Source organism: Flavobacterium sp. (assembly GCF_004211145.1).
Lineage (GTDB): Bacteria > Bacteroidota > Bacteroidia > Flavobacteriales > Flavobacteriaceae > Flavobacterium.
Genome location: NZ_SEBS01000009.1, coordinates 18,843 through 29,735 on the forward strand (window position 1 = coordinate 18,843; position 10,893 = coordinate 29,735).

Annotated in this window: 9 protein-coding genes; 7 read left to right on the forward strand and 2 right to left on the reverse strand. The window is 46.9% G+C overall.

All coding sequences use genetic code 11. The features are described 5' to 3' along the window. Positions 1–95 precede the first annotated feature (95 nt). A complete protein-coding gene (locus EOO50_RS05970) occupies positions 96–944 on the forward strand; it encodes an N-acetylglucosamine kinase (RefSeq protein ID WP_290838619.1) in 849 nt (282 codons plus the stop codon). A 255-nt stretch (positions 945–1,199) separates the two neighbouring features. Here EOO50_RS05970 and EOO50_RS05975 read toward each other — a convergent pair whose 3' ends face one another. Together EOO50_RS05975 and EOO50_RS05980 are read right to left on the reverse strand one after the other, a co-directional pair. Then, entirely contained in the window at positions 1,200–1,580 is a 381-nt protein-coding gene (locus tag EOO50_RS05975) for a RidA family protein (protein WP_290838620.1), read from the reverse strand. A gap of 234 nt (positions 1,581–1,814) precedes the next feature. Next, on the reverse strand, positions 1,815–4,490 hold the full coding sequence (locus tag EOO50_RS05980) for a putative LPS assembly protein LptD (RefSeq protein ID WP_290838622.1): 2,676 nt from the start codon (positions 4,488–4,490) through the stop codon (positions 1,815–1,817). 131 nt (positions 4,491–4,621) lie between these two features. On the opposite strand from EOO50_RS05980, the gene EOO50_RS05985 reads away from it, so the two are divergent. From EOO50_RS05985 to EOO50_RS06010, 6 genes are all read left to right on the forward strand, one after another. Further along, positions 4,622–5,797, forward strand: a complete 1,176-nt coding sequence (locus EOO50_RS05985) for an N-acetylmuramoyl-L-alanine amidase (RefSeq protein ID WP_290838623.1) — start codon at positions 4,622–4,624, stop codon at positions 5,795–5,797. 51 nt (positions 5,798–5,848) lie between these two features. Further along, positions 5,849–6,808 carry an MlaD family protein gene (locus EOO50_RS05990; RefSeq protein ID WP_290838624.1) on the forward strand — a complete coding sequence of 320 codons (960 nt, stop codon included), beginning with the start codon at positions 5,849–5,851 and terminating at the stop codon, positions 6,806–6,808. A gap of 6 nt (positions 6,809–6,814) precedes the next feature. Next, positions 6,815–8,143 (forward strand): (Fe-S)-binding protein, encoded by a 1,329-nt coding sequence (locus tag EOO50_RS05995; RefSeq protein ID WP_290838625.1) that lies wholly within the window; start codon positions 6,815–6,817, stop codon positions 8,141–8,143. 166 nt (positions 8,144–8,309) lie between these two features. Beyond that, positions 8,310–8,756, forward strand: coding sequence for a phosphoheptose isomerase (locus EOO50_RS06000; protein ID WP_290838626.1), 447 nt, complete (start codon positions 8,310–8,312; stop codon positions 8,754–8,756). A gap of 789 nt (positions 8,757–9,545) precedes the next feature. Continuing rightward, positions 9,546–10,337: a (Fe-S)-binding protein gene (locus EOO50_RS06005; protein ID WP_290838627.1), complete on the forward strand. Its 792-nt coding sequence runs from the start codon at positions 9,546–9,548 to the stop codon at positions 10,335–10,337. A 68-nt stretch (positions 10,338–10,405) separates the two neighbouring features. Next, positions 10,406–10,888 (forward strand): ABC transporter ATPase, encoded by a 483-nt coding sequence (locus EOO50_RS06010; RefSeq protein WP_290838628.1) that lies wholly within the window; start codon positions 10,406–10,408, stop codon positions 10,886–10,888. The last annotated feature ends 5 nt before the right edge of the window (positions 10,889–10,893 follow it).

Here is a 10,893-nt window from a genome sequence, read left to right on the forward strand (position 1 = left end):
GCAAAACCATCGGCGCGAGTAAACCATATGATCTGCGAAATCATGCAAGCGCCACACATTATAACACACAAACCAACAAGAAATACCATTTCCCAATGAAATTACTAGTAGACAGTGGTTCGACCAAAGCCGACTGGATCGCCATCGACGATAACGGTAAAGTGCTTTTCACCACGCAATCACTCGGCGTAAACCCCGAGGTGCTTGGAAAAGACGAGGTGCTCGCGCGATTGGACGACCGCTTTGATATTTCGCACAACAAGAAAAGCGTCACGCACCTTTATTTTTATGGAGCGGGCTGCGGAACGGAACGCATGCGCAGTTTTCTCGCATCAATCTTCAAGGATTATTTCCCGAACGCGAACATTTCAGTAAATGAAGATACGTACGCCGCTGTTTACGCGACTACGCCCAAGAACGAGAAGGCGATCGTCTGCATTCTTGGAACGGGCTCGAACTGCAGTTATTTCGACGGGAAGGAATTGCATCAGAAAGTGCAGTCGCTTGGTTATATCGCGATGGACGATTGCAGCGGAAATCGTTTCGGCCGCGAATTGATCCGTTCGTATTACTTCAATAAAATGCCCAAGGATCTTGTCGTGGAGTTTGAAAAAGCGCACAACCTCGATCCCGATGTCATCAAACACAACCTGTACAAAGAACCCAACCCGAACGCCTATTTGGCAACGTTCGCGAAGTTTTTGATCCAGCACAAAGATCATCCGTTTTGCAAAAAGTTGATTTTTTCGGCCATGGAAGATTTCGTGGAGTTGTATATCAAACAATACGATGAACACAAAACGTATCCGGTTCACTTCATCGGATCGATCGCGTTTTACTTGCGTGAGGAATTGAGAGAAGTTCTTGAAAAGCACAAGATCAATTTAGGGAATGTGTTGCGTCGTCCGATTGATGGATTGATTGCGTATCATTCGTTGAATTAGTGCCTGAGTGCCTGAGTGCCTGAGTGCCTGAGTGCCTGAGTGCCTGAGTGAAATTACAAAATGAAAAAAGTCGGTTCTGATTGGACCGACTTTTTTTATACTTTTTTTTTCAGTTTTGTTTTTCTGGATTCATCCGGAATATTCGGGCGGGTACACCGCTTTGCGACATTCGAGTATTTGAAATCGGATTGTTCAATTTACGCACACGAAACTCAGGCACTAAGGCACCTGGCACTCAGGCACTATCTTCTTAAATTACTTCCTCGCTATCATAGAAATCTCAACGGTCACGCCCTTCGGCAAACCCGCAACCTGAACCGTTTCCCTCGCAGGAGCGGTTTCCTCATTCAGATAACTTCCATAAACGGCGTTGATCTTCGCGAAGTCGTTCATATCCATGATGAAAATTGAGGTCTTGATTACATCTTCAAACGTCATGTCGGCGGCCTCGAGTACGGCCTTGAGATTTTCCATGACTTGCTTCGTTTCGGCTTCGACATCGCCCAACACGAGTTCTCCGGTTTCCGGATTTATCGCGATTTGTCCCGACGTGTACAGCGTATCGCCGAATTGAACTGCCTGGCTATATGGACCGATTGGAGAGGGGGCGTTTTTGGTATTGATGATTGTTTTCATGTCGTATGCGTTGATTCGTTGATTTGTTGATTTGTTTATTTGAGTTGAGTTGCTTCGCGGAAAGCACTTTTTTCCACGCAATTCAAATTTGACGTAAAATCCCTAAAATTTTGCGGTATCGGACTGTAATTTTAATACTCGAAATTAAATTGATGAAGCGGCATCCAAAAAAACGAAAACACTCAGACGAAGTCAAATCTCTCTTCAAATCAACAATTTACGAATCAACAAAAATCAATTCCCAATCGTCCTATCCGGAACGCTGCGTTTGTCGTACTTAACATCCTGCAAGATGCTCGATTTGATTCCGATGAAGAAACTCCAGTACGTATTCGTCCCGAACGGAACCCAGCTCAAATTCATTCTCCAGCTCAACAAATCGCGCTCGAAACGCAGTTGCGTGAACGTGAATCCTTTCTGCACGAAATCATAACCCGTAGAAACCCCGACTTTCCAACGCGGTGTTATGTCGGTATTTCCGGAGACCATTATCGAGTTTCCCGTTACGTCACTTTCGCGTCGCGTGTTCGAATAGGTGAGCGAATAGGCGAGCGTCATGTCCCACGGAATGTTGAGTTTGAAGAATTCGGTAATCGCTTCTTCCTCTTCGTCTTCATCGTCGTCCTGTCGCGGGTCGCTTTGGTCAGTGTTGACACCGAACAAATCATCATCGCGTCCTCCATTTCGCACGCCTTGGGAACCGGGACTTTTCTTTTTGGCGGCTTCGTCTCCATCGGTGCTTGCGAGTGAGTACCCGATCGTAAGGTTAGCGGCTGTCAACCTGAAAAGACTTCCGCCGTTTTCAATGTTGTACATGTCGATCGTTCGGCCCGCATTGTCGAGTGCATACGGGTTCAATGAGGCTCCGAAGTTCACGTTCATCTTATCCTTGAACAACGTCGTTCCTCCAGTGATGCGCAAAGGCGACCATTTCAGCGAGTCGGCGGCAAGATTGTAACCTGTAGAGAAATTGAAGTTGTTGAGCAACATTACCTTTCGGGGTTCCGTTTTTGTCGAATCGCGCTCGCGCACTTTGGCTTCGAAGGTATTACTCAAGCTGAAACCGATACTGTTCGAATAGTTCTTGCCCGGCGCCCCGAAAATTCCGTCTTCGAATCTCGTGTATTCCCTGACGATCGTCTCGGCCGTAACCTGGGTAACGTACGTGTCGTAATATTGTTCGAAACTCGGCGTATAGCTATACGACACGTTCGGGCGCATCACGTGACGGATGGCCTGGATTTTCTTGTCTTCACCGAAGTTGAACGTACCGTAGATCGTCGTCCCCAGACTCGCACCGAAATTGTACGTCCCAAATCGGTCGAAACCGTTGACGTTGATCGTCGTGTCGCGGATATTCACGGGATCATATTCTTTTCGGATGGTTTTCAAGTACCAAACCTCATTGTAGTTCGCACTGGTTGAAGCACTGAAATATTTGAAGAGCTTGAAGTTCGTCGAAATCGGAATCGAATGTTGGAACCCGACTTTTGCGTCGCGGAACATCTCGGGTTTGAAAAACAACGAATCGGTCGTCGCGATCCTGTTTTCACCTCGCAACGTATATTGTAGGTTCAAATTTTTGATGAACCCTTTCTTCGGGCCGTCGGCGGGAGCGAACGGGAAAATACGATCTACGTTCACCTGAAGCGTCGGCAACGTCATGTTGATCGCCTGCGTCTGTGTGTTCTGCTGATGCGACGCCGTCAGGGAAAGATTGACCTGCGGAACCGTGTTGAACGTCCTCGAATAGGAAATCGACGAGCTCAGCGTGTTGTTAAGTGTCGATCCGACGTTGATCTGATTGATCGATTGCTGGAAATAGCGGCTACTACCAAGGTTTACCGACGCCGAGAAGCGCGAATTCACATTCGATTTCGGATCTTGCGTATGCGACCATTGGATGTTGTATATCTTCGTTTTCGCGTAATCGGGATATCCGCGTTCGCCCGCGATCAGGTTCTCGAAACGCACGTTTATGTTTCCGCTGAAGTTGTAACGCCACGCATACCGCGACTCGAAACGCATCGCGTAACTTCCGTTGGTGTAGTAATCGCCCATGACGGCGAGATCGTAATTATCACTCAGCGCAAAATAATAACCCAGGTTCTGGAGGAAGAAACCGCGCGTGTTATTCTCTCCGTACGACGGCAACAAAATTCCCGATTGGGCTTCGTCGGTCATCGGGAAAAACGCGAACGGCAAATAGATCGGCGTCGGAACATCGGCAATTACCATATTGGTTCCACCGACCACGACTTTTTCACCCGGAACGAACTTCGCCTTCGAGGTCACGAAATAGTATTCGGGATCGTCAATGTCTTTCGATGTCGTGAATCGCGCCTTCTTCATGTAATAAACCGAATCGTTCTCGCGCTTTACGATGTCGGCCTTTATTCGGAATTCGCTCTGTTCGGTTCGGGAATTCCAGATGAGCGCCTTCTTGGTTTTGGTGTTGAATCGGATGGAATCGGGTTCCACGACGTTCGAACCTTGCTTGAACATCGGTCGTTGCGACAAGACTCCGGCCGAATCTTTAATGCGACCCGCGTAGATTTCACTCTTTTCGTAATCCATTACGATAATTCCCGATTTGAGTTCGATGTCTTCGTAATAAAGTTCGGCCTCATTATATAAGGTAAGCTTCTTGTTCTTCTGGTCGATGCGCTCGTAATCCTTGGATTTACGGCGAACCTGGCTCAAAAGCATCGGTTTTTTCTGTTTTAGGGAATCGTTGAGTGGAACTGGAGCAATTTTTGTGCTGTCGGCCGCGTTTACTAACGTAGAGTCAATACGAGTTGACACGCTCGTTTTGGTAGTATCGGTTTTGGTTTCTTGTGAGTAGGATTTTGAGGCTCCGACTGTTAGCAAGATTGCTGATAAAACGATATGGAATAAGTTTGTCCGCAACGCTATTAATGCTAATTTTGTAAAAATATGACTATGGAATTAAGCGCCAAACTTACGTATAATTTTCGGTCAAAAATAATCAAATAATGAGTTTAGCCTCTCGGTTTTCATTAAAATTAACTTTTATATTTATGGGAATTTCCGACAAGCTTAAAGCGTCGTTTCTACTCGTTTTCCTAACATTTTCGATAGGAGCTTTCTCACAGAACCCGAAATTCAAAGTCACGCTCGACGCAGGTCACGGAGGCAAGGATTTCGGCGCGGTCTACAACGGGCACATCGAGAAAAACATTTCACTTGCCGTCGTGCAGAAAGTCGGGCGCATTCTTGAGGGAACGCCTAGTTTTGAGGTCATGTACACGCGTAAATCCGATGTTTTCATCGAACTCGTGGAGCGCGCCAACATCGCCAACCGCGCCGATTCGCACATTTTCGTTTCGATCCACTGCAACGCCAACAAGAACAGCGCGGCCGAGGGAACCGAAACCTACGTAATGGGTATGACCAAGAACGCCTCCAACCTTGAAGCGGCGAAACGCGAGAACTCGGTGATCACACTCGAGAAAGACTACAAACAAAAATACGAAGGCTACGATCCGCACAACCCGGAAACCATGATAGGCGTGGAACTCATGCAGGAAGAATTCCTCGACAACTCTATTTCACTTGCGAGCAAGATCCAGGATTTGTTCGTGAAATCGCTCGGGAAGAAAAGCCGGGGCGTGAAACAGGCGCCATATATGGTATTGCACAAGGCGTACATGCCGCGCGTCCTTATAGAAATGGGATTTATTTCAAATTCTAAGGACGGGTCGTTCCTTGATTCCGAAGACGGACAGGACGAAATCGCACGTGCGATCGCGAACGCCATCATCGGATACAAAAAAGAATACTTCGGCAGCGGAGGCGCGGGCAATGATCTTGCCGACGAACGTCCGTCACAACGCATCGTCGAAACTCCGACGCCCGATTCGACTCCCGCGCGCACGATCCCGATTTCGAATCCCGTGGAAACGGCTGCTCCGGTAGCGTCGTCATCATCTTCGGCCGGTGTCGTATTTAAGGTCCAAATATCGGCCAGCGGCAATAGGCTTGAGACGAAACCAAGCAATTTTAAAGGCTTGAGCGGCGTTTCGGTTTCATCGGACGGAAAACTTTTCAAGTATTTCTACGGCGAAACATCTGATTACAGCCAGGCGCGCCAAAGTTTGTCCGAGGCGAAGGCAAAAGGATTTCCATCGGCTTATGTCGTGGCGTTTCGCAATGGCCAACGCATCAGTCTGGACGAAGCATTGAACAAGAAATAAGCGCGGGCTTTTTAATATAATTGTCTTAACTTTGTTTAAAACAACAGCGCTTTGAAAATTACAAGGGAAATTAAAACGGCCATCCTGGTCATAGCTTCGATTTTATTGTTCATTTGGGGATACAGCTTTCTTAAAGGCAGTGATATCCTTACCACCGACAAGACTTTTTACATAGAATATGATAACGTTGAAGGACTCGTTGTCGCGGCTCCGGTTACGATCAACGGTCTCGTCGTAGGCAAAATCAAGAAGATAACACTCAATAACACGACTGCGAAACTGCTTGTTGAAATCGAGATCACGAACAAGGATTTTCCGATTTCAAAGTCGAGTACGGCCAATATTTACGAGCCCGGACTCATCGGCGGTAAACAGATCCAGATCGTTCCGAACCTCGCCGACAAGCAACTTGCCGAATCGGGCGACACCCTTCGCGGACAAAACGTTCCGGGACTGACGGCCTTGGTAGGCGATAAACTCGCGCCATTGCAGGAAAAACTTGATCGCGTGTTGCTCGAATTGACCACGACGATCACGAGCGTGAACAACATCCTCGACAAGACGAGCCAGGCAAACTTGAAGAATACGATCGCAGAACTCAACGGAACCATGCAGCAATTCCACAAGGCGTCGGGTTCTTTGAATTCGATACTCGACAATAATAAAGGGAAGATCGATAATGTCGTGACGAACTTCGAGAAAGTATCGTCAGATTTCAACAAGATTTCGACCGATCTTGAAAAAGCCGAGCTCGACAAAGCCGTCGAAAGCCTAAAAGCGACGCTGAAAAAAGTCGACAATTTGATGGCGACGATAGATTCGGGACAAGGAACCATGGGCAAACTCGTCAAGGACGACGCGCTGTATGACAATCTTGCCAAAACATCGCGCGAACTTGAACTTTTGTTGCAGGACGTCCGACTCAATCCGACGCGTTATGTAAACGTTTCGCTTTTCGGCAAAAAGAACAAGCCGTATGTCGCGCCAAAAGATACGATTCCAAAGCAATAGCCTTTCATGAGTTACCTTGACAACATATTCTTTGCCATCGTTTTGGCATTGGGCGTCGGATTCTTTACCGTAAGCATCCGCAAGATCATGCGCAATATCAAACTCGGGCAAGACGTGGATCGCTCCGACAATCCCGCGGCGCGCTGGACGAATATGGCCATGATCGCGCTCGGACAAAAGAAAATGGTACGCCGACCGGTTTCGGGTTTTCTGCACATTATCGTATACGCGGGCTTTATCATCATCAACATCGAAGTGCTCGAGATCGTCATCGACGGCTTGTTCGGAACACACAGGATCCTTTCATTCATGGGCGGATTCTATAGTTTCCTGATCGGTTCGTTCGAGATTTTGGCGTTGTTGGTTTTGGTTGCCGTGATTGCATTTCTCGTCAGGCGTAACATCATCAAACTTAAACGTTTCATCCATTCCGACCTGAAAGGCTGGCCGAAAAGCGATGCGAATTACATTTTATATTTCGAGGTCGTGCTGATGTCGCTTTTCCTATTGATGAACGCCGCCGACTATCAGTTGCAATTGCGCAGTTTCGGCGATTATGAACTCGGACATGGCGCGTTTCCAATCAGTAGTTTTTTGTCGCCGATGTTCGAAGGGATTTCGAGCGGAAACCTTTGGGTATTCGAAAGAGCGTTCTGGTGGTTGCATATCGTCGGGATATTGATTTTCCTGAATTATCTATATTTCTCGAAACACCTGCACATCTTGCTGGCGTTCCCGAATACGTATTACGCCGATTTGAATCCGAAGGGGAAATTCGACAACCTCGATTCGGTTACGGCCGAAGTGAAGTTGATGATGGATCCGACCGCCGATCCTTTCGCGGCGCCTGCGAATCCCGACGCCGTGCCGCAAAAATTCGGCGCCCAGGACGTGCAGGATCTGAACTGGGTACAATTGCTCAACGCATATACGTGTACCGAATGCGGACGCTGTACGTCGGCCTGTCCCGCAAACATCACGGGCAAGAAATTGTCACCGCGCAAGATCATGATGGACACGCGCGACCGATTGGAAGAAGTCGGAAAAAACATAGACGCGAATAAAGGTACTTTCGTGCCCGACAATAAAACATTGCTCAACGATTACATCACGCCCGAGGAATTGTGGGCGTGCACGACGTGTAATGCGTGCGTCGAGGAATGTCCTGTGAATATCAGCCCGCTCTCGATCATCATGGATATGAGGAGATTCCTTGTGATGGAGCAAAGCGCCGCGCCGATGTCATTGAACGCGATGATGAGCAACGTGGAGAACAACGCTGCGCCTTGGCCGTATAATCAGCAGGATCGGTTGAATTGGAAGAATGAGAATTGACAATGGACAATTGACAATGGATAATGGACAATTGACAGTTGACAATTAATCAGAACTTAAACAAAAACATTCATATTAGAATAGGATAAGGCGACCGATGATTCGCCAGCTTAAAACAGAACCTTTAATTGTCAATTATCATTTGTCAATTATCAATTAAAAAAAAATGAAAACGGAAGAAATCGAGGACAACCTCCAGCCCGCAACTGAGAACGGAAAGCACATCAGCCCTGTGTTGCCGGCCGACATCAAGAATTACCTGATCGACATCGACGGAACGATCTGCGACGACATTCCCAACGAGGAACCGGAACGCATGCTTACGGCCGAATTATATCCCGATGCGTTGGTCACACTGAATAAATGGTACGACGAAGGCCATGTGATCTTTTTCTTTACCTCGAGAACCGAAGCACACCGCGAAGTAACCGAGCAATGGCTCAAACAGCACGGTTTCAAATATCACGGCATCCTTTTCGGGAAACCACGCGGCGGAAACTACCACTGGATCGACAATCATTTGGTTAAAGCGACGCGCTACCGCGGGAAGTTTACCGACTTGATTGATAAGGAAGTGACGATTCAGGTGTTCGATGACGGAAATCACGAATAGATTGACAAATAGATTGACAGATTGCAGATTTACAGATTGTCAGATGGATTCTGGCTCTGTAAATCTGATATCTGTAAATCCACGAATAGATTGACAGATTGCAGATTTACAGATTGTCAGATGGATTCTGGCTCTGTAAATCTGACATCTGCAAATCCACGAATAGATTGACAGATTGCAGATTTACAGATTGTCAGATGGATTTTGGTTCTGTAAATCTGATATCTTTAAATCCACGAATAGATTGACAGATTGCAGATTTACAAATTGTCAGATGGATTCTGATTCTGTAAATCTGATGTCTGCAAATCCACGAATAGATTGACAGATTGCAGATTAACAGGTTGTCAGATGGATTCTGATTCTGTAAATCTGACATCTTTAAATCCACGAATAGATTGACAGATTGCAGATTTACAGATTGTCAGATGGATTCTGGTTCAGTAAATCTGATATCTTTAAATCCACGAATAGATTGACAGATTGCAGATTTACAGATTGTCAGATGGATTCTGGTTCAGTAAATCTGATGTCTGTAAATCCACGAATAGATTGACAGATTACAGATTTACGTATTGTCAGATGGATTCTGACTCTGTAAATCTGATATCTGCAAATCCACGAATAGATTGACAGATTACAGATTTACGGATTGTCAGATGGATTCTGGTTCTATAAATCTGATATCTGTAAATCCACGAATAGATTGACAGATTGCAGATTTACGTATTGTCAGATGGATTCTGACTCTGTAAATCTGACATCTGTAAATCTGTAAATCTAAAAATTATGATTGAAGATTTAAAAGTCCCAACAATGGCCGAATTCATGGCCGAAGGAAAGCAACCCGAAGTCTTGTTCTGGGTCGGCTGTTCGGGTAGTTTCGATGACCGCGCCAAGAAAATCACCAAGGCGTTCGTGAAGTTGCTCAACCGCGCCGGCGTTTCGTTTGCCGTGTTGGGAACTGAGGAAGGTTGCACGGGCGATCCCGCGAAAAGGGCAGGGAATGAGTTCCTGTTCCAGATGCAGGCGATGATGAACATCGAGTTGCTCAACGCCTACGAAGTCAAGAAAATCGTGACCGCTTGCCCGCATTGTTTCAATACGATCAAGAACGAATATCCGGGACTGGGCGGAAGCTACGAAGTCGTACACCATACGAGTTTCCTCAAATCTTTACTCGACGACGGCCGACTTACGATTGAAGGCGGTACGTTCAAAGGAAAGAAAATCACGTTCCACGATCCGTGTTATTTGGGTCGGGCGAACAATATTTACGAAGCGCCGCGTGATCTCATCCAAAAGCTCGATGCCGAACTAGTCGAAATGAAACGCTCGCGCTCGAACGGTTTGTGTTGTGGAGCCGGTGGCGCCCAGATGTTCAAGGACGCCGAACCCGGAAACAAGGAAATAAACGTCGAACGGTCAGAAGAAGCGTTGTCGACCGAACCACAAATCATCGCGGCCGCTTGTCCGTTCTGCAATACGATGCTTACCGACGGCGTTAAAGTAAAAGAGCGCGAAGGCGACGTAAAGGTTATGGACATAGCCGAATTGATTGCCAACGCACAGGATTTGTAGTGAAGCGCAAAGTACAGAGTGCAAGGTGCAAAGTCTCAAAACTCACTACTCAAAACTAAGAACTAAACATGTACGTACCCTTTGATACCTTACCCGAAGAATCACGCATCTGGATCTACCAATCCAACCGTAAATTATCGGACGAAGAAACAGCCGAAATCCAACAATCGCTCGAAGCATTCCTGGAAAAATGGGCGGCTCACGGCACAGGGCTCGAAGCTTCTTACCAACTGAAGTACAATCGCTTCATCATCATCGCGGTCAATCAGGAAACGCAGGCCGCGACGGGTTGTTCGATCGATGATTCGGTGCGATTCATACAAGACCTCGAACAAAAATACGGGATCGACCTGCTTGATAAAATGAACGTGACGTTCCGAAACGGTGAACACATCGCCCACAAAAGCCTTATTGATTTCAAGCGAATGGCCAAGGAAAAAGCCGTAACCGGAAATACGGTCGTTTTCAACAATCTCGTGAATACGCTCGGAGAGTGGAACGACTTTTGGGAAGTGCCCGCAACCGAAAGCTGGCACAGCCGCTTCTTTTAAAAAAC

What these genes read in the sequence shown, in the direction of transcription:
- EOO50_RS05970 (WP_290838619.1), top strand. Translation starts at nt 96, where the DNA reads ATGAAATTACTAGTAGACAGTGGTTCGACCAAAGCCGACTGGATCGCC.
- EOO50_RS05975 (WP_290838620.1), bottom strand. Translation starts at nt 1,580, where the DNA reads ATGAAAACAATCATCAATACCAAAAACGCCCCCTCTCCAATCGGTCCA.
- EOO50_RS05985 (WP_290838623.1), top strand. Translation starts at nt 4,622, where the DNA reads ATGGGAATTTCCGACAAGCTTAAAGCGTCGTTTCTACTCGTTTTCCTA.
- EOO50_RS05995 (WP_290838625.1), top strand. Translation starts at nt 6,815, where the DNA reads ATGAGTTACCTTGACAACATATTCTTTGCCATCGTTTTGGCATTGGGC.
- EOO50_RS06000 (WP_290838626.1), top strand. Translation starts at nt 8,310, where the DNA reads ATGAAAACGGAAGAAATCGAGGACAACCTCCAGCCCGCAACTGAGAAC.
- EOO50_RS06005 (WP_290838627.1), top strand. Translation starts at nt 9,546, where the DNA reads ATGATTGAAGATTTAAAAGTCCCAACAATGGCCGAATTCATGGCCGAA.
- EOO50_RS06010 (WP_290838628.1), top strand. Translation starts at nt 10,406, where the DNA reads ATGTACGTACCCTTTGATACCTTACCCGAAGAATCACGCATCTGGATC.